This is a genomic window from Streptomyces saintjeani (genome assembly GCF_055409605.1).
Map to the genome: position 1 here is coordinate 8,654,644 of NZ_CP189624.1, position 23,000 is coordinate 8,677,643.

Below are 23,000 nucleotides of genomic sequence, written 5' to 3' on the forward strand. Positions count from 1 at the left end.
ATGTCTCATGGATCCGATTGCGCTGGCGGCCGGGACAGCTCTGGTAGGGGCGATAGCCACGGATGCCTGGCAGGGGGCGCGCACCGGTCTCGTTGGACTGTGGCGTCGGGTGCATCCCGAACAGGCTGACGCGGTCGACGCAGAACTCACCGCATCACGTGCCGAAGTACTGGCGGCGCGAGCGGCAGGGGAGGCGGATGTCGAGCAAACATTGGCCGCGGACTGGCAACTGCGGATCCAGGCCCTGTTGCGGGCGAACCCGGCGGTCGCGATCGAGCTGCGCCGACTGCTGGATGAGCAGCTCACCCCGGCGTTGACCGCCGATGAGCGATCCCGGATCGGGACACTGGTCATGAGGGCGGAGGCATCCGGCGGCGGGCGGGTTTATCAGGCCGGCCGGGACCAGCACATCACCGAGTGGTGAGCACACCGGAGTCCTCGCCGCCGAGTGGTGAGGGGATGCGCCTTGAGGCCAGCGCCTCGGATCAGGCCCGGATCTACCAGGCCGGCCGGGACCAGCACATCGCGGAACGGGATCTGCACCTGCACTACGAGGACGGGGTGCGCCGCGCGCGCCGCACCGCGCCGGACACACCCGCGATGGAATGCCCGTATCCGGGCTTGGCGGCGTTCGGCGAGGAGCAGGCCCGCTGGTTCTTCGGCCGGGACGCGGTGATCGCGGACCTACTGGTCCGCCTGGATGAGCGGCTGCGCAGCGGCGGCGCGCTGGCAGTGGTCGCGCCGTCCGGGGCGGGCAAGTCCTCGCTGCTGCATGCCGGTCTGCTACCCGCCCTCGCGCGCGGCGCCTTACCCGCAACCGGTTCGGCCCACTGGCCACGGCTGCTGCTCACCCCCACCGCCCACCCGCTGACGGCGCTGGTCACTCACCTTGCCGAGGCCACCGGCGCTGCCGCGCAAGAGGCGTTGGCGGCCGTAACGGTGGATCCGCCCGACTACGCGGCCCGGTTGCGCACGATGGCCGAGGCTGACGGGCGGGAAGGCGCACGGCTGGTGGTGGTCGTAGACCAGCTGGAAGAACTGTTCACGCTGTGCACGAGCGAGCAGGAGCGGCGGGACTTCCTCGATGTGCTGACCGCTCTGGCGCACGGCGGCCCCGACGAGGCCGGCCCGACCGGGCTGGTGGTGTACGGGCTGCGCTCGGACTTCTATACCCCGTGCGCAAACTACCCACAGATGCGGACCGTGCTGCAGGACGGTCAACTCATGGTCGGGCCCATGACACAAAGCGAACTGCAGGAAGCGATCCTGTTTCCCGCCCGGGCCGCGGACCTGGAGATCGAACCTGGTCTGGTCGAGGTGTTGCTGCGCGACCTGGGTGCGTCTACCGACGGCGGCTCGACCAACCCGCCGCCACAGGGGTACGAGGCCGGACGTCTGCCGCTGCTGGCCCACGCGTTGCGTGCCACCTGGCAGCAACGCCACGGCCACATCCTCACCGTGGACGGTTACCAAGCCACCGGCGGCATTCGCCACGCCGTCGCCACCACCGCCGAACGCCTCTTCACCACTCTGGATCCCGCTGAGGAACAGACGGCACGCGCACTGTTTCTCCGACTCGTCAAGATCGGCGACAGTGTCGAGGACACGCGCCGCCGCATGCCCCATACCGACCTGCTCGAGACGGGCAAAGACCCGTCCGCCACGGCCAACGTCATCGACGCCTACACCCGAGGCCGCTTGCTGACCCGGCACCAGGACTCTGTCGAGATCACCCACGAAGCGCTGCTGCACGCATGGCCCCGCCTGCGCCACTGGATCGATGCCGACCGGGCCGGGCACCTCATCCACCAAGACCTCGAGGAAGCCGCCACCGACTGGGACCGTGCCCACCACGACACCAGCATGCTCTACCGAGGCCACCGCCTCGAAGCAGCCGTCACGTGGGCCAGTCGCCACCAGAACCAGGCCGGTCTCACTGTTTCCGCCTTCCTCGCCGCCTCCACCCGCCACGCGCGCCGTGGCGCACGACTGCGCCGCTCGGTGATCGCCATCCTCACCGCCCTGCTCCTGATCGCCTCCGCGGCAGCCGTCGTCGCCTTCCAGCAGCGCTCCAGTGCGCAAGCCCAGCGGAACGAAGCCGTGTTCAACCAGATCCGGGGCGAGGCGGAAGGGCTACGCGGCAATCAGTCGTCGCTTGCCGCACAGCTCGACATCGTGGCGCATCGTATGCGACCCAGTGGGCCGAGCCTTTACGGGCGCCTGACCACCGATGCAAACACTCCCCTGTCCACTCCACTGACCGGAGGCGCCGGCGACATCACCTCGGTGGCGTACAGCCCGGACGGGCGCACTCTGGCCACCAGCGGGACTGACCGCACGGTGCGCCTGTGGGACCTCGGAGATCCGGCCCGCCCCAAGCCGCTGGGGTCGCCGATCCGGGACACCGGTTGGGTAAATTCAGTGATGTTCAGCCCGGACGGTCATACCCTGGCCAGCGGCGGAGAAGGAGGTGAGCCAGGCGGCCTGGTCCGGCTGTGGGACTTGTCCGACCGGGCTCACCCCACACCGCGAGGCGGCATGAACGTCGGCCGATTCATCCGTGTGCTGTCGGTGGCATTCAGCCCGGACGGACACACCATCGCAGCAGCCGCAGACGACGCGGTACTGCTGTGGAACGTATCCGACACGGCCCGCCCCAAGCGTCTCAGCCGCTCGATTCAAGGCCACACCGGCACCGTCTGGACGGTGGCGTTCAGTCCGGACGGGCACACCTTGGCCAGCGCTGGTGATATAGGCGAAGGATCGGCCGAAGGACTGCGGCTGTGGAACGTGGCCAACCCCGCCCGCCCGAAGTTGCTGGGGCCGCCCATCGCACTTGACAGTGCTTCGTTGGCGTTCAGCCCTCGCGGGAACACACTGGTCGGCTCGGCAGATGGGGCAGTGCGCCTGTGGGACCTGTCCGACCCCCTGCATCCCAGGCAGCTCCGCCGCCCGCTGCGGAGCCCCAACCTCACCTCCGTCGCGTTCAGCCCGGACGGGCGCACCCTGGCCACCGCCGGGGGCGACAGCGTGCAACTGTGGAACCTCTCCTCCCCTGTCTGGCCGCAGAAACTCGGTCCGCCTCTCGGGCACACCAGCCTCGTCAACTCCGTCACGTTCAGCCCTGATGGGCAGAATCTGGCCACCGCCGGAGCCGACCGGACGATCATGCTGTGGGCCCTCCCGCGCACCGTCGTGACCGCCCACCCCGCCACCGTCTATACGGTGGCGTTCAGTCCGGACGGGCACACCCTGGCCAGTGGCGCAGAGGACCGCACAACACGGCTGTGGGACCTGTCCGACCCAGCTCGTCCCGAGGCGCTTGGCCACCCTTTCGGCAATACCGATACACCGCCACGCCAAGGTCCTTACACCGCCGACGAATGCGCCGTCATTTCGGTGGCATTCAGCCCGGACGGGCGCACTCTGGCCACCAACAGCGTGGACGACAGGACACAGTTGTGGGACGTGACCGATCCGAGTCGGCCGAAGCGACTCGGCCGCCCCTTGAACCATGACGACAGCGTCAGCGGCTGGGTCGGGCAGGTGGCGTTCAGCCCGGACGGGCGGATGCTGGCCGTGCCAGGAGTTGGGGGAAAAGCGTGGTTGTGGGATGTCGCCGACCCCGCTCACCCCAAGCTGATGAGTCGTCCCCCCGTCACGGACTCCGGCACCGACTCGGTATGGACCGTGGCATTCAGCCAAGACGGGAAAACCCTGGCCAGCGGCGGCGATGGTGCCAAGGGCGGAACCATACGGTTGTGGGGTGTTGCCGACCCCGCACACCCCAGGCAACTCGGACGGCCCCTGACTACCACCGGATCCGTCTCGACCCTGGCGTTCAGCCCAGACGGGCACACCCTGGCCAGCGGCGGCGAGGACACAACCGTGCGGCTGTGGAACATAGTTGACCCGTCACATCCCAAGCGGCTCGGACAGCCCCTGACCACCGATGGCACTGTCAACGCGGTGGCATTCAGCCAAGACGGGCAGACCTTGGCCAGCGGAGGACTGAGTGGGGCTGTGCGGCTGTGGGACATGACCGACCCCCTGCACCCCCAGCAACTCGGCGAACTCCTCGGACACACGGGTGCCGTCAACGCCCTTGCATTCAACCCGACCGGACACACTCTGGTCAGTGCCGGAGAGGACTTCACGGTACGTGTGTGGGAGATGAACGTCGACAAAGCCATCGAACGGATCTGCCGTGTCACCCACTACAGCCTCACGCGTCAACAATGGGGGCAGCACATCCCAGGACTCCCGTTCAGCCCACCCTGCTCATAGCGCGCACCAAACCAGCCGAAAATTTCGAGAAGAGACTGCGCCTCTATAACCGTGCGGAGGCAGCGAGTTCCACCGGCTGCGCTATTCATGACAGGTTTTCTCATCATCGCCGAAACGTTCAATAGCCCCCTTCACCCTCATTCCAGACGCGCTACCGGTCCGGCCGTCACAAGATCAGCGCCAGACCCGAATTACCTGACCGTCGACACATGCTGATCCTTTGAGAACAAAGAGTGTTCCCAACGGCCCTATCTCTTCAGCTTTTGGCCCAGCTCGGTACCTCAGCTGTCGATTCGACCCAAGCCAGCAGGTGCCCGATGATCACATCAACTTCGCCCTGTGACTCCGGGTGAACCTCTGCCTGCCAAACTGCTTCGGTCAAGTCATCAATCCCCATGAGACGGCCCCAGCCCTCGGCATACACGGCGGCGTTGCCCCACCGGCTGCCCGCTTCGGCCGTCACCCTCACGTCAGCAGTCGGCTTACGGCCTCGACGGTCTGGGGGCCCATCGGGGGGCCTAAGCGACAGCACCATTCTGGTTCCACGCGCTCGACACTCGGCCTCGTTCTCTGTGAACCACAGCTCAAGCCACCGTGGCAGCCCGCCCATGTCGCCCCCTCATTACGGCGTCCGGCACAAGCCCATCCTGGCACCAGTTCGGACTCGAGCATCCACCGGCATCACAAGATCAGCGACAGAGCCGGTAATTCGACTCTGGCGCTGATCTGGGTCAGGGCGTGAGGAGTACGCGCTTACGGAGGAAGCCGAGGTTGGCTCGTCCAAATCCTTGCCTCTTGAGCAGCTTCGTCCTTGTGACTTGCCCTTCGACCTGGCCGGAGCTCCAGGGGGTGGAGAGCCCGGCGGTGACGGCGTCGATGTCGCGGCTCAGTCCGTTGATCAGAGAGTGCAGGGCGGGCAGGTCGTCGGCGAGGACGCGCTCCATCCAGGCGGGCAGTTGGTCGCCCTGCAGTTCGCGCATCATGGTGGCGAAGTCGCGGACGTGGTGGGTGGCGGCGTCGAGTTCGGGGCAGCTGGCCCGAATCTCCTTGAGGTCGGCGGCATCATCGGCGGTCAGGTTTCCGGGGTCGGTCATGATCCAGCGGACGATGCGGCGGGGCCGTGGAGCCAGTCGGCGCGCTGGTGGCGCGGCGGTGACGGCCTTGAACGGGCGGAGGTAACGCTGGACGGTCTGGATGCTTCCGGCGAAGCCCAGGGCAGCAATCTCCTGGTGGAGCTGGGCACTGTTGTGACAGCCCTCGTTCCACCGCTGGTGGAGATGCGGCGTGTATTCGTCCAGGATGGTGGACCGGTCCAGCTGTAGTGTCCGGCAGATGTCCTCCAGCGTGCTGCCGCTGTCCAGGAGCTGTTGCACCGCTGTGTAGCGTTCCCTGGTCCGGGTCACCAGGCGGCGCTCTCGTTCGCAGACGTCGAGCATCCCGGCAGCCGATGCCGGCGGCGGTGGCGTCTGCCAGATGTCGTCGCTCGTTGCTGGGGTGGCCGGTACGGTGTTATCGAACGCGGTCCGGACGCAGGCGTGGTGGGCAGAGACGGTCTTTTCGACGGCTTCGCCGAGGTTGTGCCATAGGTGCCAGGCGTCGGCGACTTGCCGAGCTTGCGGGGCACCGCTACGTGCGCCCTCGGCATAGGCCCCGGCCCGGTCCCGGCAAATGATCTCTACTTCCGGATGGTCCTTCAGCCATGCGGCCAGCGGTTCTGCATCCCGGCCGGGCAGCACGTCCACCGGGCGCCGCCTCTCCAGGTCCACCAGGATCGTCGCGTACGAGTCGCCCTTCCGTAGGGCGAAATCGTCGACACCGAGCACGCGGATCTCCCCGGCGGGTTCTTCCGGCGCGGCGCGGACCAGACGTAACAGGGTGTCCTTGGCGACGCGCAGACCCAGCACTCCGGCCAGACGGACTCCCGCACGGCCGGCCAGCGCGAGAGCGATCGAGGTCAACTGCTCACGCACCATTGGCGTGTAGCGGGCATACGGGCTCGTCAGACCCGCGACCTGCTCGGCGAACGTCACCGCCCGGCACGCGGGGTTCGGGCACTTGAACCGCCGCACCACCAGCTCGATTACCACACTGGCGCCACCGACCGCGGCATCCGCGAGCCGTCGCATGTACCGACCGTGCACCCTGCCCGACGCACTACCGCAGTGCGGACAGTCCGCACCCGCCGAACGGGCGCGCGCATGCATCGTGAGCCCGGCCGCGGCCCGGTCGACCAACTCCACCACGACACCACCAAGATGAGGGAACAGCACCTCAAAACTCTGCGAAGAACACGCGAGTCACGATCACACGCGCCACTGGCACCGACAGCGAGCCTTTTCCATCTTGATCAAGTGGTGAGTTCGAGGGCGACGACGGCCCGGACGACGGCGGTGATCCGGGTGGTGCTGCAACGGAGCTTCCACAGGAGCCGCCAGCATTTGAGGCTGGCCATGGCGCATTCGCCGGGGCTGCGGATCTTGGCGTGATCGTGGTTGTGACGCCGGCGCCAGCCGCGCAGATTCTTGCCGCGGAACGGGACGCGGACAGCAGGGCCTGCGCCCTGGTATGCCTTGTCCGCTCAGCACTTGATCTCGTCGGCGGCGAGAGCGGCGGGAATGCCATGGGTCCGGGCCGCGGTCAGATCGTGCACGGCTCCGGGTAGCGCGTCCGAGGCCCTGATCAGGCAGCCGGCTGGATCCGCGAGGACCTGCACGTTCATCCCGTGGTGCTTCTTCTTCCCCGAGTAGTGCGGGCGGTCGGCGGCGATGCGGTCGATCGGCAGCACGGTGCCGCCGAGGATCACGTACGCCTTCTTCCGCACCGTCCTCATGGCCTTTTCCAGCGTGGGCGCCTGAGCGGCCAGGAGGTCGACGGCCTCGCGTATGTACCGGTAGACCGTCGCGATCCCGACGCGAAAACCCGCTGCGAGGCGGTCGTAGGTGTCGCCGCAGCGCAGGTGGGCCAGGACGAGCAGGGCCTGCCGGCCACAGGTCAGGCGACGCCACCGGGAGCCGATGCGACGGCGGTGGCCTGCGAAGAGACCGGAGAGGTGCCGCAGAGTGCGGCTGGACAGATCGATGCCGGACGGGCAGACAAGCACGCGAAAGCTCCTGGCGGACTGGTGACCTTGGTCGTGAACTCGTCTGCCAGGGGCTTTCTGAGTGGGCCGCTCTGTGACGTTCACTGGCTGGGTGTTGTCAGAGGCTCTGATGTGGGGAGCCAGTTGGCGGCTGGGGTCGGCATCGACAGCCGATGCCGCGGGCCAGGAGCAGGCTCCCAACGGTTTCCACCTCATGGCCTACGACGTGCAGAACTCCTTCGACTACGACCCCGGCACGATTCCCTTCTACGACTCGCTGAGCAGCACCGACGCCGACGAGGTCCCCACGTACTGCAAGGGAAGCTGACCGACCGTTTCGGGGTCACCTGGATCATCGGCGTCGCCATCCCTTACAGCGGCTGACATCGAAGACGCGGCCTCAGGCCGACTGCGCCCGCCGGCCCCCATGGCGCTTGGGGGCCTTTACGCGTGATCCGGCGGGTCATGGCTGCCCTGGAGATCGCCGGTGAGGAACTGCAACCGATGCCGCCCGCGCGCAGGGGCTGAGGGCGTCAGCCGGCGAGGTTCTCCTCGATCCATTGGCGGAGGTCAGTCACGGGGATCGCGTGGCGTGCGTTGTAGGTGTCGTCCTTCGCCCACGCAACGCCGCGGCCCTGTGCGAAGACCGCCCGGTACTTCCGCGTCATGTTGTCCGGGTCGGCGGCCAGTTCGTCGAGCAGCGACGGAACCGTCCACACCGCACGGCGGAACGGACGCTTCAGCACGGTCTCGAGCGTCTCGGCCAGCTCGCCGTAGGTGATGGTGTCACCGGCGAGGTAGACGATCTCGTCGCGGATGCGAGGTTCGGCGAAGAGGATGTCCGCGGTGAGGACGCCGATGTCTTCGGGCGCCGTCACGGTGACCGCCGTCTGGAGACTTCCCAGCGCGTTTACGGTGTCGTCGGGCAGGTCCACCATGCCCGAGCCGGGCTCGAAGAGGTAGTTCATGAACATGCCGGTGGAGATGATGACCCACTCGGTCTGGTCCTGGGACCGGAGCAGGTCACGGACGTCCAGCTGGGAGTCGAAGATGTCCTGCGGGCTTCCTCGGCCGATGACGTCGAAGTCGACGCCGAACTGCCACGGGAAGTACCGCGGGACCCTCGCCTGGAGGGCGGCCTGGGCGACCTTCATGGGAGTTTCGAGGCCGGCGGTGATGCCCGTGCACCCGATGACCGTGTCGTAGTCGGCGAAGAGGGAGGCGAGCTCGTCGACGGTGTTCTTCACGAGGTCGCCTTCGACGATCTTCACGCCCAGGTTCTTGATCTCAGCGACGTCGCGCTGCTTGTCGGGTGCCGTGGACGCGATGGCGCCGGCCCGCAGGAGCACGCTGACGGACGAGCCCTCCATGTCCTTCGCTCGTCGGACGACGTTGCGGATGACGGGCATGCCGAGCTCCCCGGCTCCGATGATGAGGATGTCCCGGGAGGTGGGTGTCGAGCTGCCGCTGGCCATCTGAAGGTCCCTCTCGTGTTCGTCTCTCCCCAGTGCGTCCTGGTCGCCGGGGTCTCGAGAGCCACCGTAAACTTTGACATCAATGTCAAGGTCAAATCGTCGGCTGACGAGGAGGAGCGAGGGATGAAGATCAGTGAAGCCGCCAAAAAGACAGGAGCTCCGGCTCGGATGCTCCGCTACTACGAGCAGCAGGGGCTCATCGAGTCGTCGCGGTCGACCAACGGTTACCGCGACTACTCCGAGGACCAGGTCGAGCATGCACGTCACGTCCGGGCGCTCGTCGAGGCCGGTCTGTCGACGAGGATGATCAAGATCGTGCTGGACATCGAGGCTCCCTCGACCCAGGACGCAGCAGGCGCATGCACCCAGACCCTGGCAGCGGAGCTCGCTCGCGAGCTGCGCGTCGTCGAGAACAGGATCGTGTGCCTGGAGAAGAGCCGAGACGCGGTGATCGACTACCTCCGGCGAACGGGCCACGCAGACCTGCTGACCCGAGCGTGATTCGCAGCCCCTGGACCCGAGGGCGGAGGGGCATGACCCCCGACCTGTGGGCGACGTCGTCCAGGCCGTTCACACCCTACCCCTCTCTGGCAGCCTCGGCTGAGGCACCCGTTTTGTCGGGTTGGCCTGGATAGGCGAGACAGGAGTACAGCCCGGCATGGCCAGCACCACCCCCACCAGTTCCGGATCGGATCCGGCACCGCGTCCGAAGCGGCGCACGTTCACCGCCGAGTACAAGCTGCGCATGGTCGCCGAGTACGACGCCGCCCCACCCGGCGAGAAGGGCGCGGTCCTGCGCCGTGAGCGGCTGTACCACTCGCACATCATCGAGTGGCGCCAGGCCCGCGAGGCCGGTGCGCTCGGTGCGCTGACCGACCGGCGGACCTCGGCGGTGCGGCCGAAGAAGGCGGCCGAACAGGCCGAGATGGAACGGCTGCGCGCGAAGGTGGCACGACTGGAGAAGGACCTGGCCCGCCGCGATGCCGCGCTGGAAGTCATGGGAAAAGCCAACGCGCTCTTGGATCTGCTCTCCGAGAGCGCGGACCGAAGCACGCCGCCGACCCGGTCGTGGACGACGCGTTCACCGGTGTGCAGGGGCAGTTGGGCATCGCCGCTGCCTGCCGGCTGACCGGACGCTCACGCGCCACCCACTACCGTCACCGGCACCCGGTGCCCCGGGTACGCAGACCGCGCCCGACACCGCCCTCGGTCCTGTCGGCCGCCGAGCGGGCCCAGATCCTGGCCCTGCTCAACCGGGCCGAATACGCCGACCTGCCGCCGGCCCAGGTCTGGGCGCGCGAACTGGACGCCGGGCGCTACTGGTGCTCGGAGCGCACGATGTACCGCATCCTCGCGGCGGCCGGGCAGAACGGCGAGCGCCGCCGCCAGGCCACCCCACCCACCCCGCCAAGACCGTCCCGCAGCTGCGGGCAGATGCCCCGTGCCAGGTCCTGACCTGGGACATCACCAAACTCCGCGGCCCCGACAAGGGCGAGTGGTATCACCTCTACGTGATCATCGACATCTTCAGCCGCTACATCTGCGGCTTCACCGTCGAGCGCGCCGAGTCCGCCGAGCGGGCAAGCGAGTTGATACGCGAGAGCATCGAGCGCAACGGGATCGTGCCCGAGACCGTGCACGCCGACCGCGGCACCTCGATGACCTCGAAGAAGGTCTCCCAGCTGCTGATCGATCTCGGGGTGACCCGGTCGCACTCGCGCCCGAAGGTGTCGAACGACAACCCCTTCAGCGAGGCGAACTTCAAGACGGTCAAGTACTGCGGCGAGCACCCGGAATCCTTCAACTCCCTTGCCCACGCGAGGGAATGGTGCGAGGGCTTCATCGCCTACTACAACCACGAACACCGTCATTTCGGCATCGGCCTGCACACCCCCGCCTCCGTCCACTTCGGCACCGCCGGCCTGGTCCGCGAACAACGCGCCGCAACCCTGGCCGAGGCATACGCCCGCACTCCCGCACGCTTCGCCCGCCGACCCGAACCACCCGCGATACCCGAGCAGGTCTGGATCAACGAACCAAAACAGGAAACAGAACCCGCCCGACAGAACACATAGCCTCAAACCATCTCATTTGACTTGACAGCTTCCGGCCTGCTTGCCTGCGGCGAGTGCACCAGCCTTTCAGCTCGTTCTTGCTGTACGAGATCCGGCCGCGTGGCCACGGGGTGTACGTGCGGGGCGATTCGGCTCGTCGAACGTGGGCCGGTGCCCACGATGACCGTTGGGACGCACGGGTGTGTCATCCAGGGGATCAGCATGCCGCACGTGCGGTTCTTGGAGGCGGGCGTGCGGGTGGCGAGGCCGTTGTGTCGTCAGAGCGGCGCCGTTCGTGGGTGACTGTCTCGATCGTTGCCAATGTGAGGCATGCACGGGAAGCCGGGAGGAGGCGGCTGACGCGTACGCTCCGGAGTCCGCCAGATGCTCCCGTCGAACGTGAGGGTTCGTGTTGTCGCCGGGTGTTCGTACGGCGGGCCGATCAGGTGGCTTGGTGCGCTGGATGTGCGAAGCGGTCCGTTTCCTCGGGGGAGGAGACGGACCGCTTGGAGTTCTCGCGGGGTGGGGCTAGCTCAACTCGCCCTCGCTCACGGCGCTGATGAAAGCGGCCCAGGGGGCGGCGGGGACTATGAACGCGGCTCCGTGGGGGAGCGGACGGCCATGGCGCCGGTCGTCCTTCCGCCTTGGACACACTCGCCGCCTTGGTTGTTGCTGTAGCTCGACGAGAACCAGTCGAGGGCCATCGCGCCGGTGATCCTTCCGCCCTGGACGCACTGACCGCCCTGGTTGTTGCTGTAGCTGGACGAGAACCAGTCGACGTTCAGGTCATCGGCTCGGATGGGCACCAAAACTCCTTGCTTGCTGCGTGGATCATGCTCAGGGACTCCTTGTATCCCGGAGCGAGCGCCTGGAGGTCGGTGAACGCCTGTCCGTACTTCTTCACGTCGGGTGCGGAGCACACACGCCTATCGGTCATCGGATGCCCTCTCGTTGGTAGCACCGCGCCGCGAAGACAGTGGTCGCGAACGTGACGTTCCCAGTCCTGTACCGAGCGTTCCACCGGCAGTAGCGACCTTGCGCTGGGCGTCGTTGCTACCGCCGAAGAAACCTGCAAGGCCGATGCGGCGGGAACTTGCCACAGGAATGCACAGGCCAACTTCCGTAGCCGGGTGATCCCCCTCTGTACCCCAGGAGGACCACCCGGTTACGCCCTACAACACCCCGGCGATGACGCCCTGCCGAAAAGCGTCCCACTCGTCTGCGGTGTAGCGCAGCGGCTCCTTCAAGGGGTTCTTGGAGTCGCGGATGGCGATGCCTCCCCCCGGAAGGTCGGTGATCTCGACGCACTGCTCGCCGCCGCTGCTGGCAGGGGACTTGCGCCATATGGCCTGAGTCAGGTCAACGGCGTACAGGTCGGCCTTGGGGTCGGTGGTGCTCACTTGTCTTTCCTCTCCTCCATGATCTTCCTCATGGTTCCTTTGATGGCCTCTCGCGAGACGTCCGGGGGAAGTGCGGCAGCCACGACACGATCGAACGCGGTCTCGAAGACCTTCACGTCGTCAGTGCCTTCGACGAAGTAGCCGCCGCGGATGTTCTCCAGGTTGACCACGGTGGGCCACGGGTGTGGGAAGCGCACCACTTCGAAAGGCCCGAGCATTCCTGGATGCGGGGTGGCCCTCAGCGGCATGATCTGGATCGTGATGTTGGTCAGGTCCGCCATGTCCAGGAGGTGTTGCATCTGCTGGACCATGAGGTTGCTGTTCGAAGCAAAGGTCTGGTGGAGCACGGCCTCGTGGATGACGGCCCAATACGTCAACGGGCCGCCGGAACGGGTGGGGTTGGTGAGGATGCTCTGTCGCGTCTTGCGGATCTCTGCCAGCGCGATGACTTCCTCGGGAGTGCGGGTGATGGCCGTGGCGGCGATGATCTCGCGGGCATACGGCCCCGTCTGCAACAGCCCTGGAAGCAGGTTCGGCGCGTACACGTAAATCTTGTCCGCGTCGGACTCCAGGCTGAGGTAGTCCTTGTAGTTGGCGCCGACGACATCGCCGAACCCCTGCCACCAGCCCTGCTTCCCCGCGTCCTTGGCGAGGGATTCCAGTGCGGAGACAACCTCCGGGTCCGTAACGCCGTACTGCTCCAGGAGCGGAGCGATGTCCTTGGGAAGCATCCGCGCGTTGGCGGTCTCGATGCGGGAGAGCTTGCTCTCGGGCCAGCCCATCGCCCTCGCGGCCACGTCGATGCTCTTGCCTACGCCCTTGCGGTACTGACGCAGGGTTCCACCGAGCCTTCTCCGACGCAGAGTTGGCACTGCGCGAACGTTCGGCATGAATGGCACCTCCCGGGTGCACGATACGGCAGCTCAGGTGCGGTTTGACACCCAAGGGTTGCGGAATCAGCGAAGTAGGGGCGCCACTTCAAGCGAATTCCGGTGACAAGCTTGCCAGTTGAAGTTGAGCATCGGCATCCTTCGTTGCATAGGAGGTAACCGCTCCGAACCTGACGTCACGCTTGGCTTCGGACACACGCAGTCGCGCCTGATGCAGCAAAGAGCGGCTCTCTTGTCCCCCGACGTGCTCCATGCGAAGTCCCGCTCCGGAGAACTCTGATGATCTCGCTCCCCTCAGTCGCCGCCTTGGCTCCCCCACCCGTCCAGCAAGCCGCGATGCGCGCCTTCGCAGGAGCGTCACGTTCCGATGAAAACCGCGCCAAGGCCGATCCACGCGTTCTCATGGAGGTGGCACCGCGCGAACTCCAGGAGCGGGCGACTGCTCTCATCAGGGCGAATGACCGAGTGCCGGAAGTGTGCCTGCACGTCCCGGAGCGGTACCTGAACGGTGTGAGGTCATTCGCCGAGAGGCAGGACTGGCAGGCTCGGCAGCCTTACACGGATGACCGCCCCTGGAGCGCGTGTGCGGGCTGGCCGGGGTGGGGGCTGGTGCGGCAGCAGGTTCGGGCCGGGCGTGCCGACGGGGTCGTGGTGCTGACGCACTCCGACACCGGCGCCGACCGGGGCTGGTGCGCGGAGGAACTGGCCTGGTTTGGCTCGCGCTTGGCGTTCGTCGCGATGGTCGAGGGAGGCCGGCGGTGAGGGCGCAGGGGTCGGCGGTGCGGCCGTCGGCGGCGACCGGTCATGTCCTGGGGCGGTCCCTGATGCTCTGCGCCCGTCTGGTGGGTCTGACCGAAGTATGGCGGCGGGGCGTTGAAGGGGCTGCTGAGGAGTTCGAGATGGAAGTCCCGGCCGAGTGCCAGTACGTCTCGGATGTGCGTCGCAGTGTGCGGGCGTGGCTGACGCGCGGTTGCGAGGTAGGGAGTGGAGCGGTCGGGGAGTTGGAGTTGGTGGTGTCGGAGCTGGTCACCAACTCAATCTTCTCTACAGCGGTGCTGATCCGGTGGTGGTGTGGGGACGGTGTTCGGGTGGGCGGCTGCGGCTGGAGGTGCGTGACGGCTGTCCGGCCGTCGCGGCGGGCGGTGAGCCGGATCTTCTGGCGGACGGTGGTCGGGGTCTGGTCCTGGTCGACGCTGTGGTGCGGGGCTTGGGCGGGCGGTGGGCTGTCGCCGAGGGGGTCGGTGTGTGGGTCGAGGTCCCCCTCGCCGGCCTCCGGGACACCGGCAACTCCCGTTCAGGGGAGGGGCGATGACGCGCTTCGTGTATCACCCGGCGGGGCATGACGACCAACTGCGGGTCGCGCTCGTGGAGCTGCAGTTGGGGCACTGGCGGGCGGTGCGGGATCTGCTGGCGGCGACCGGGGAGCGGTGGGCGTTGCGGACGTCGCGGTCGCAGGTGCTGGCGGTGGCGGCGGCCCGGTCGGACGTGGTGGGGATGTGGCTGCGGGAGGAGCCGGGGTGTTACGACGCGTGGCTTATGAGCGCGCGGGTGGCGGTCGAGCGGGCGTTGCGGGCGCACCTCACGGGGCATCCGCGGACCCTGACGTTCGAGGCGCGGGCCCGGTCCCGGGTGTGGGAGGCGTTGCGTCGGGGGCCGGGTGATCCGGTGGCGTGGGTGTGTCTGCTCGCGCTGGCGCAGCTCGATACGTGTCAGGTGCGGAAGGAACACCGCGTGTTCTCGGGGGAGTCGGGGTTTCCCACCGGTCCGTGGGGGCTGCTGGCCGAGGTGGACCGGCGTGACCCCGGCAACCGGGAGGCGTATCACCGGGTGGTGCAGTTTCTGCTCGCGCGGGAGGCCAGGGTGGGTGCGTCGCTCGCCGCCGTGCATGACTTCGGCCGGCTGGTGGCCGCTCAACGGCTGCCCGCTTCGCCGCTGTTGCTGCTGCCCGCGTACGCGCACATGGAGCAGCGGCGCAAGGGCCCGGTGGACGCCACGTGGCGGTTCTGCTGGTCGGACACGCTGGTCGGCCACTCGCTGACCGCCTTCCACCACTGGTTTCGCAAGGCGCCGCCGCTGGAGCGGTCGGTGGGGGACATGAGTCTGCTCGCGTACGCGCTGTGGGCCGGTGGCCGGCCGGCGGAGGCAGCCGAGGTGTTCGAGGCATTGGAGCCGTACGCGGCCCGGGAGCCGTGGGCGTCGGCCCACACCGGATCGTCGCAGCCGGACCCGGGTGAGGCCCTGCTGGTGCGCGCCCGCGCCGAGTCCTTCTCTTCTCGTCCGTCGAGGGCCGGGGGCCGTCGGTAGCTCCCGCTTCAGCCCGCACATGGCCTGCATCTGTCTTTTTGTTCCGTTGCTTATGTTCTGGAGGTTTACCTGTGGCTCGTCCGAGTCCTGATCGTCGTGAGATTCCCCGCAAGGGCGACGCGGCGTATTTACGGGAGCTGGGTTACAAGCCCGTCCTCGCGCGCCAGATGAAGCCGTTCGGGAACTTCGCGGTCAGCTTCTCCGTGATCAGCGTCCTGAGCGGTTGTATGACGCTGTACGGATTCGGGATGATCACCGGCGGCCCGGCGGTGATGCTGTGGGGCTGGGTAGCCGTCGGCGCGATGGTGATGTTCGTCGGCGCCGGACTGGCCGAGGTCACCTCCGCCTACCCGACCTCGGGTGCCCTGTACTACCAGGCGGAGCGGCTCGGCGGGCGGAAGTGGGGCTGGTACACCGGCTGGCTGAACCTGCTGGGTCTGCTGGGGGCGATCGCCGGGATCGACTACGGCGCCGCCCTGTTCACGGGGGCATTCCTGAACCTCCAGTGGGGTGTCACACCGTCGCCGGGGAAGATCATGCTGGTCTTCCTGTGCATCCTCGCCCTGCACCTCACCCTGAACCTCTTCGGGGTGCGGCTGGTGAGCATCCTCAACAGCATCAGCGTCTGGTGGCACGCCGCCGGCGTCCTGGTCATCGTCGGCGCGCTGGCTGTCGTCCCCTCCCACCACCAGCCCGCGTCCTTCGTGTTCGGGGAGTTCGTCAACAACTCCGGCTGGAACAGCTCTGTCTACGTCGTCGCACTGGGTCTGTTGTTGGCGCAGTACACGTTCTCCGGCTACGACGCTTCCGCGCACCTGAGCGAGGAGACCACCGACGCGCAGGTCTCGGCCCCGCGCGGCATCATCCACGCGATCGGCTGGTCCTGGCTCGCCGGGGCCGTCCTCCTCGCCGGACTGACCTTCGCGATCCAGGACTACGCGGGCACCGTCGGCAGCGCAACGGGGGTTCCTCCGGCTCAGATCTTCCTCGACGCCGTCGGCGTCACCGGTGCCAAACTCCTGCTCCTGGTCGTGATCGTGGCCCAGTTGTTCTGTGGCAACGCCGAGACCGCCGCCGCGTCGAGGATGGTGTTCGCGTTCTCCCGCGACGGTGCCCTGCCCGGCTCCGCGCTGTGGCGGCAGCTCGATTCCCGTGGCACCCCGCGCAAGGCCGTGATGCTCGCCGTCGTCTGCGCCGCGCTCCTCGCGCTCCCGAGTCTCTACAGTCCGGTCGCGTACGCGGCGATCACCAGCATCAACGTGGTCGGGATCACCCCCGCCTACGCGATCCCCATCTACCTGAGGGTGAAGAACCGTGACCGCTTCCGTCCCGGCCCGTGGAACCTGCGGAGTTGGGGCGTGATCGTCGGCGTGGTCGCGGTGGTGTGGGTGGTGTTCGTGACCGTCCTGTTCTGTCTCCCCCAGACGGCCCCGGTCTCCGTCGACACGTTCAACTACGCGCCGGTCGCGCTGTTCGTCGTCCTTCTCCTGGCGTGGGCGTGGTGGCACAAGCAGGGCAGTGCGTACAAGGTCCCCGCAGCGGACCGTTCGGCCGCCGCGTTCGAGGGTGAGGTGGTCTGAATGGCGACCAGTACATTCTCCGACGAGTCCGACGCCGGTTTCCTGCTCGCGCACCAGACGACGGAGGAACAGCAGGCCGCGGCCCCCAAGTCGTTCGACGATCTGTGCACCTGGGTGGCGGCCGGGCACATCGACACGGTGCTCCTCGCCGTTCCTGATCTCCAGGGCCGGCTGAAGGGGAAGCGGTACGACGCGGAGTATTTTGTCCGGCGGGTCGCGAAGCGCGGCGCCGAGGCGTGCTCGTACATCCTGGCCACCGACGTCGGGATGAGTCCGGCGGACGGGTTCGCGCTGACCTCGTGGGAGCACGGCTACCAGGATCTGTCGGTGCGGCCGGAGCTGACGTCGATCCGGGCCCTGCCGTGGGAGGCGCGCACCGCGCTGGTCATGGGGGACGCGCTGATGCCCGACGGCACACCGGTGGAGGTCGCACCGCGGGAGGTCCTGCGCCGTCAGCTGGACCGGCTGGGGCAGCACGGCCATCCCATGGTGGGCATCGAGACGGAGTTCTCCCTCTACCGGGGCACGTACGCCGACGCTGAGGAGACCGGGTACCGGGAGCTGCGTCCGGTGGCGGCGGGCAACCTCGACTACGCCCTCGACCACGACCCCGTCAGCGACCGCTTCTTCCGCCACCTCCAACGCGCCCTGAAAGGCGTCGGGTTACCGGTGGAGGCGATCAAGACCGAGGCCGGGCCCGGCCAGGCCGAGCTGACCTTCCGCTACGGCACCGCCCTCGCCGCCTGTGACCAGCACCTGCTGTTCAAACACGCGGTCCGCGCACTCGGCGCGCGCGCCGGACTGACCCCCACCTTCATGGCCGCCCCCGAAACCGGCCGTGCCAACGGCCTCCACATCCACCTCTCCCTCTGGTCCGGCCCCAACAGCGCGCTGGCCGGATACGACGGGGTCCTGACCGAGACCGGACAGCACGCCATCGCCGGCCTGCTCACCGCCCTCCCCGAACTCGCCCCCTTCTACGCGCCGAACAGCAACTCCTACAAACGCTTCACCCCCGGCTCGTTCGCGCCGACCTCGTTCACCTGGGGATACGACAACCGCACCTGCGCGATACGTGTCGTTGGCGGACGGCGTCTGGGCCTGCGTCGCCTGGAGGTCCGCGTGCCCGGCGCGGACGCCAATCCCTACCTCGCGCTCGCCGCCGTCCTGGCCGCCGTCACCTACGGCGTCGAGCACCGGCTCGACCCCGGCCCGGCGCAGACCGGCAGCGCCTACCGGAGCGCGACCGGCTGCCGTCGCGTGCCGTCCACGCTCACCGACGCCCTCGCCGACTTCCAGGACAGCACCCTCGCCCACGAGGCGTTCGGCCCCGCGGTCGTCGAGCACTACGCCCGCCTCGCCGAGCTCGAACTCGACCACCAGGAGCGTGAGGTCACCGACGTCGAACGACGCCGCTGGCTGGCCAACGCCTGAACCTCCCGTGCACGGCACCCCCGTGGAGATCCTCTCCATCGTGCACGGGTCCCCGGGCCCCGCCGCCGGGCCGCTCCCCGCAGACACGGGCGCGGCGGCGGGGCCACCCCTCCCCTGTCTCCCCATGTCGTCGGTGGCCCGGGAGAACAAGAGGCCAGCCCCGGACGGCCTCGGCCCCTGACCCTGTGTCCGATACCGATCTCGCGAGTGAGAGATGACCGATACCTCCCCGCCCACCACCCAAGCCGCCGTGTGGCAGAAGCACTTGACGGGCCTGCCCGACACCTGGCCGAGGTCCCTCAAGGAGCAGGCAGCCGATCCCAGGGTGCGCACCGCGATCCGCGACGCCTATCAGGCCTACGCCGGCGTCGACGACATCTGCGCCCACACCGGCCGCTCCCGGAGCCTGGTGCGGCTGATCCTCGTCGAGGAAAAAGTGCTGCGCGGCAGGGGCGGCTCGCTGCGGCCCTCCGCCGTACAGGAGGGGCACGCGTCCTGGTTGGACGCGGCGGCCACCGTGCTGCGCGAGCGGATCACCGGCGGACGCTACCCGGTCGGCAGCCCGCTGCCGACCGTGCGGGTGCTGTCCGCCGAACTCAACGTACGCTCCTGGGCGGTGCAGGGGGCGGTCCACCGTCTCAAGGACGAGGAACTGCTGCTCCCGGTCCCGTCGTACGGCACCGTCGTGACCACCCCCGGCCAGGTCCCGGACCTCGTCGTCACCGTCACGGTCGGGGAGCGGACCGAGTACTGGCCCCTGCCGTACACCGCGGCCCGCCGGGCCGAATGGCTCCGGCAGACCTTCCTCCAGCAGCTGGCCGACAACACCCGCACCCCCGGCCCTCTGCCTGAAACAGTCGATCTCGCACGGCAGTTCGCCCTTCCGCAGCGCACGCTCGGCCACGTCCTGGCCCCGCTCGAACGCCAGGATCTGCTGGCCTGGGGACCCCAGGGCCTCCACGTCCACCCCCACGCCCGGCGGCTGGCCGCCGCCCTGCTCCCGCCTGGGCAGGAAGAGGAAGGGGAGGAGCGTGCTGCCTGACCTGGTACTCATCGACTCGGCGGTCCCCTCCTCCGCGCGGACCTGGAACTACTGGACCGGCGGCAAAGACTTCTACGAGGTCGACCGGGTGATCGGCGACGCCTGCCGGGAGATCGCGCCGCAGTGGTGCACGATCGCCCGTGCGTCGCGGGCGTTCGTGAAGCGCGCCGTCACCCACCTCGTCCGGGAACGGGAGGTGCGGCAGTTCCTCGACATCGGCCCCGGGCTGCCCGGAGACGTCAACACGCACGAGGTCGCCCAACGGATCTCCCCGGACGCCCGGATCGTGTACGCCGACCACGATCCGCACGTGGTCACGCATCTCCTCAGCCTGCGCTACAGCACTCCCGAGGGCGCCGTCGACAGCCTCCACGCCGACCTGCGCGAACCCGCCGCGCTCCTCGGCGCCGCGTCCGCCACCCTGGACTTCACCAGGCCCGTCGCGCTGCTCCTCACCAGCGTCCTGGGCCACCTCCCGGACGACGAGGCACTGGCCGCCGTCCGTAACCTGACGGCCGCCCTGCCCGACGGCAGCTGTCTCGTGCACTGCGACGCCACCGACACCAGCCTCAACCTGCGGGTGGCACAAGGGCGTTACGACGCGACCGGCGCCCTCCCGTACGTCCTGCGCAGCCCCGACCGGATCGCCGCGTTCTCCGACGGACTGAGGCTGCTGGAACCCGGGATCGTCTCCTGCCCGCTGTGGCGCCCCGCCCCCACCTCGGCTCCCGCGTGTCCGGTGCCGACTGACCTCTACGGAGGCGTCGCCCGCCTCCAGCGGACCGCGTACGAAAGGAACGTCCGATGATGCCCTCGGCGAAGCCGCTGACGTGCGGCGCCCGCTTCCGTGTCGAGCGCCGCCTCGTGCCCGAGGCCGGTCCCCACACGCCCGGGGGTCTGCTCAGGTGGTCCGTGCAGTGCCCGGTCGCCGCGCACGGCAGCGGCCCGCACTGGGGTGTCCTGCGGGACGCGGCCTGGGCGGGGGCCACGCCCGGCTGGACGACCTGGACCGGCCGGCCCACCGGTCCGCTGCCCGTCCACGTCCTGCCCGAGTGCCCGCGCACCCCGGCGTGCTCCCTGTTCGCCGGCCATCCCGGCGTATGCTCCCCTCTCCTCGACCCCGCCCTCAGTGATGATCCCGGCCGGACCGTACAGATCGACCAGGCGCTCAAGACCCTCGCGGAAGACGCCGGCACCGGATGCGGTACGGACGACGTCGCGCAGGCGGCCCACGACGCGGCCTTCCTGTCCTGGGACGAGCTACGCTCGCGCCCCCGCCTCCTCGGCGCGCTGCCCGAGGGCGACCTGGCGACCGTCCACCGGCTGATCGGCCGCAGCGGATCCGTTCCCGTCCTGGACGCGGCGGGCGTCACGACGTTCGTACGGGACGTCAGGCAGGTCACGCGTTTGTGGGGGCCGGGGCCCCTCCACGGCCGGCGGCTGTCCCACGGGAGGGCTGCCGAGTTCTGGCTCAGCGTCCTCACCGAACTCCCGCCCGCCTGGCAGGCCGCCGTCCTCAGCGGCCGCTACGAGCAGGTCCTGCCCCCGGCCGGGAGCCCTGAAAGGGTCTCCGTCTCGCTGGGGCCCGGGAGTCTCCCCTTCCACGACGTGCTCCAGTACGCCCGCCGCCAGGTGGCCGGCGGCCACCACCCGCCGTCCCCCGCCCCGGACCATGAAACCGGCCGCTACCGCGAAGAGGACCATGCGCTCGGCGCCGACCTCGCCACCCGTCTCGCGGCCCTGCCCTACGGGTGGCAGGCCGACGGCGTACGACGGATCGCCGACGGCATCACCCCGCTCACCGCGGTCGCCGAGGCCATTCAGGCCATCAACTTCCTGCGCCACCACGGCATCCGCCTCGCCGGGAACCAGACATGACCACGTCCGAACCCGCACCGGTGCTCCCCGACTGGCAGCGGGAACTGGAGAGCCTGCCGAGAATCTGGCCGAAATCCCTGAAGGACCAGGCGGCCGAACCGGTGGCGCGGGCCGCTGTCCGCCGCGCCTACGAAGCCGGGGCGCCCGTCGCCGAGATCCACCGCCGCACCGGCCGCTCCCTCAAAACCGTACGCCTGATGCTCGCTTGCGAAGGGGTGCTGCGTGCGTGCGGCGCCCGCGGACGCCGGACCGGTCTGCCGCCGGGCCACCGCAGCTGGGCGGCCTACGTAAAAGCCGAGGTGCGCCGACGCCTCGCGGACGGCACCTACCGCGCCGAATGGCCCCTGCCGCCGCACCGGGTCCTGGCCAGGGAACTGGGCGTGGAACCGGGAGTGGTCTACAAGGTGGTCCGGCAACTGCGGGACGACGGGTGGCTGCGCCGGGAGGGCCGCCGCCTCGTCGTGGTCGCCGCGGACACACCCTCGCACCCGCAGCACGCCGAACCCCGGGGCCGCTCTCCCCCTGCCACCACGGGACGCGTGCTGCCGAGCCGGTGCACGCCTACAGGTGGGACACCTCGCCCCTCTCTTCCGATGCCTTGAACACCGACCTACGGAGACACCGTGAGCAGGAACCTCACTTGTCTTCCGAAACCACCCACCCGACAGGAACACCAGGAAACGTGACCCGCTTCACCGTCCTCGACGAGACCCGCCGCCACCCCGACCTCGTCGAGCAGATCTCCGCCATCCTGCACACCGTCGCACCGGTCGTGACCCGGACGACTGGCCTGGCCGTCCCGCCGGCCGTCCGCTTCCGCCTGCTCACGCCGAAGGAATGGCGCGCCGCTTACCGGTACAACGCCGGGCGCACTCTGACCCGCGACATAGCCGACCTGGAGATGACGCCTAAGGAGGTCATCCAGCTACGCCGCGCCCTCAAGATCAGCGGCATCCTCCCCGTCCTCCTGTGGCCGCTGATCGCCGGGGTGACCATGGAGGCCGCCGACGGCCAGGTCGAGACCGTGATGGTGCCCTGCACGCTCCAGCACGTCGGATACGACACCAACGCGCAGTGTCTGACCCAGATCGTCGCGCACGAACTCGTCCACCAGGCTCAGCTCGCGGCCCGCGCCGGCGTGTGGCAGGAGACCCTGTTCGCCGGCCGCCGGGGACGCGACCCCCAGGCCGGACCGACCGTGCTGGAAGGACACGCCTGCTGGACCGACCGGGAGATCACGACCCGCCTCTACGGCGCACCGGTCGACGCCACCAAGCACGCCAGGCCGTCCCGGCGCTTCCGGCTCCACAAGGCGATCACCGACATCACCAGGCTCAGCCGTCTCAACGCCCACTACGCCCAAGGGCTCCGGCTCATCACCCAGGCCGTCGACATATGCGGCACCGACGTGGTCAACCAGGTCTGGACCGACGCCTCGCTGCTGCCCGCCGCCGAGGAGATCACCGAGCCCGGTACCTGGGCCCGGCGGCTCGCCGCCGCCTCCCCGGCCGGACCCGGCCTCACGACCGAACCGGCCGGACAGAGCTGACCGGCAGCCGGCAGGAGGAGACAGGCAG

General features: G+C 68.7%; 21 protein-coding genes and 1 pseudogene. 16 read left to right on the forward strand and 6 right to left on the reverse strand.

The genetic code is table 11. The annotated features are described in order from the left end of the window. Positions 1-7 precede the first annotated feature (7 nt). Positions 8-424: a hypothetical protein gene (locus ACQCO7_RS38630; RefSeq protein WP_464076183.1), complete on the forward strand. Its 417-nt coding sequence runs from the start codon at positions 8-10 to the stop codon at positions 422-424. Between the two features lie 35 nt (positions 425-459). Beyond that, positions 460-4,287, forward strand: coding sequence for an NACHT and WD repeat domain-containing protein (locus ACQCO7_RS38635; RefSeq protein WP_464076184.1), 3,828 nt, complete (start codon positions 460-462; stop codon positions 4,285-4,287). Positions 4,288-5,018: 731 nt separating this feature from the next. Here ACQCO7_RS38635 and ACQCO7_RS38640 read toward each other — a convergent pair. Both ACQCO7_RS38640 and ACQCO7_RS38645 read right to left on the reverse strand, forming a co-directional pair. Further along, a complete protein-coding gene (locus ACQCO7_RS38640; protein WP_464076185.1) occupies positions 5,019-6,557 on the reverse strand; it encodes an ISL3 family transposase in 1,539 nt (512 codons plus the stop codon). Positions 6,558-6,634: 77 nt separating this feature from the next. Next, positions 6,635-7,387, reverse strand: a pseudogene (locus tag ACQCO7_RS38645) (transposase family protein). Positions 7,388-7,478: 91 nt separating this feature from the next. Between ACQCO7_RS38645 and ACQCO7_RS38650 the strand changes: the two are divergent. Next, entirely contained in the window at positions 7,479-7,694 is a 216-nt protein-coding gene (locus tag ACQCO7_RS38650) for a hypothetical protein (protein WP_464076186.1), read from the forward strand. Between the two features lie 205 nt (positions 7,695-7,899). Here ACQCO7_RS38650 and ACQCO7_RS38655 read toward each other — a convergent pair whose 3' ends face one another. Then, a complete protein-coding gene (locus tag ACQCO7_RS38655) occupies positions 7,900-8,841 on the reverse strand; it encodes an aromatic alcohol reductase (RefSeq protein ID WP_464076187.1) in 942 nt (313 codons plus the stop codon). Between the two features lie 15 nt (positions 8,842-8,856). On the opposite strand from ACQCO7_RS38655, the gene ACQCO7_RS38660 reads away from it, so the two are divergent. From ACQCO7_RS38660 to ACQCO7_RS38675, 4 genes are all read left to right on the forward strand, one after another. Then, positions 8,857-9,342, forward strand: a complete 486-nt coding sequence (locus ACQCO7_RS38660) for a MerR family transcriptional regulator (RefSeq protein ID WP_464076188.1) — start codon at positions 8,857-8,859, stop codon at positions 9,340-9,342. Positions 9,343-9,499: 157 nt separating this feature from the next. Further along, positions 9,500-9,970, forward strand: coding sequence for a transposase (locus tag ACQCO7_RS38665; RefSeq protein ID WP_464076189.1), 471 nt, complete (start codon positions 9,500-9,502; stop codon positions 9,968-9,970). A 41-nt stretch (positions 9,971-10,011) separates the two neighbouring features. Then, positions 10,012-10,296: a hypothetical protein gene (locus ACQCO7_RS38670; protein WP_464077452.1), complete on the forward strand. Its 285-nt coding sequence runs from the start codon at positions 10,012-10,014 to the stop codon at positions 10,294-10,296. Positions 10,297-10,304: 8 nt separating this feature from the next. Further along, the gene (locus ACQCO7_RS38675) at positions 10,305-10,916 is read left to right on the forward strand and encodes a transposase (RefSeq protein ID WP_464077400.1); all 612 of its coding nucleotides are present in this window, start codon (positions 10,305-10,307) and stop codon (positions 10,914-10,916) included. Between the two features lie 566 nt (positions 10,917-11,482). On the opposite strand, the gene ACQCO7_RS38680 is transcribed toward ACQCO7_RS38675, so the two are convergent. From ACQCO7_RS38680 to ACQCO7_RS38690, 3 genes are all read right to left on the reverse strand, one after another. Further along, a complete protein-coding gene (locus ACQCO7_RS38680) occupies positions 11,483-11,701 on the reverse strand; it encodes a DUF397 domain-containing protein (RefSeq protein ID WP_464076190.1) in 219 nt (72 codons plus the stop codon). A gap of 366 nt (positions 11,702-12,067) precedes the next feature. After that, on the reverse strand, positions 12,068-12,295 hold the full coding sequence (locus ACQCO7_RS38685; protein ID WP_464076191.1) for a DUF397 domain-containing protein: 228 nt from the start codon (positions 12,293-12,295) through the stop codon (positions 12,068-12,070). Beyond that, positions 12,292-13,185, reverse strand: coding sequence for a helix-turn-helix domain-containing protein (locus tag ACQCO7_RS38690; RefSeq protein ID WP_464076192.1), 894 nt, complete (start codon positions 13,183-13,185; stop codon positions 12,292-12,294). Before ACQCO7_RS38690 ends, ACQCO7_RS38685 begins: the two co-directional genes overlap by 4 nt. Positions 13,186-13,794: 609 nt before the next feature. On the opposite strand from ACQCO7_RS38690, the gene ACQCO7_RS38695 reads away from it, so the two are divergent. The 9 genes from ACQCO7_RS38695 (at position 13,795) to ACQCO7_RS38735 (ending at position 22,972) form a co-directional block, all read left to right on the forward strand. Continuing rightward, on the forward strand, positions 13,795-13,947 hold the full coding sequence (locus ACQCO7_RS38695; RefSeq protein ID WP_464076193.1) for a hypothetical protein: 153 nt from the start codon (positions 13,795-13,797) through the stop codon (positions 13,945-13,947). A 546-nt stretch (positions 13,948-14,493) separates the two neighbouring features. Then, positions 14,494-15,489, forward strand: a complete 996-nt coding sequence (locus ACQCO7_RS38700) for a hypothetical protein (protein WP_464076194.1) — start codon at positions 14,494-14,496, stop codon at positions 15,487-15,489. A 167-nt stretch (positions 15,490-15,656) separates the two neighbouring features. Then, complete coding sequence (locus ACQCO7_RS38705; protein WP_464077401.1) at positions 15,657-17,069, forward strand: amino acid permease; 1,413 nt, start codon at positions 15,657-15,659, stop codon at positions 17,067-17,069. Continuing rightward, entirely contained in the window at positions 17,070-18,503 is a 1,434-nt protein-coding gene (locus ACQCO7_RS38710) for a glutamine synthetase family protein (RefSeq protein WP_464076195.1), read from the forward strand. A 214-nt stretch (positions 18,504-18,717) separates the two neighbouring features. Then, positions 18,718-19,545 carry a GntR family transcriptional regulator gene (locus tag ACQCO7_RS38715; protein WP_464076196.1) on the forward strand — a complete coding sequence of 276 codons (828 nt, stop codon included), beginning with the start codon at positions 18,718-18,720 and terminating at the stop codon, positions 19,543-19,545. Next, the gene (locus ACQCO7_RS38720; protein ID WP_464077402.1) at positions 19,538-20,353 is read left to right on the forward strand and encodes an SAM-dependent methyltransferase; all 816 of its coding nucleotides are present in this window, start codon (positions 19,538-19,540) and stop codon (positions 20,351-20,353) included. Before ACQCO7_RS38715 ends, ACQCO7_RS38720 begins: the two co-directional genes overlap by 8 nt. Continuing rightward, on the forward strand, positions 20,353-21,423 hold the full coding sequence (locus tag ACQCO7_RS38725) for a hypothetical protein (protein WP_464076197.1): 1,071 nt from the start codon (positions 20,353-20,355) through the stop codon (positions 21,421-21,423). Before ACQCO7_RS38720 ends, ACQCO7_RS38725 begins: the two co-directional genes overlap by 1 nt. Beyond that, a complete protein-coding gene (locus ACQCO7_RS38730) occupies positions 21,420-22,025 on the forward strand; it encodes a GntR family transcriptional regulator (protein ID WP_464076198.1) in 606 nt (201 codons plus the stop codon). Before ACQCO7_RS38725 ends, ACQCO7_RS38730 begins: the two co-directional genes overlap by 4 nt. Before the next feature lie 80 nt (positions 22,026-22,105). Then, positions 22,106-22,972, forward strand: a complete 867-nt coding sequence (locus ACQCO7_RS38735; RefSeq protein WP_464076199.1) for a zinc-dependent metalloprotease — start codon at positions 22,106-22,108, stop codon at positions 22,970-22,972. Positions 22,973-23,000 lie beyond the last annotated feature (28 nt).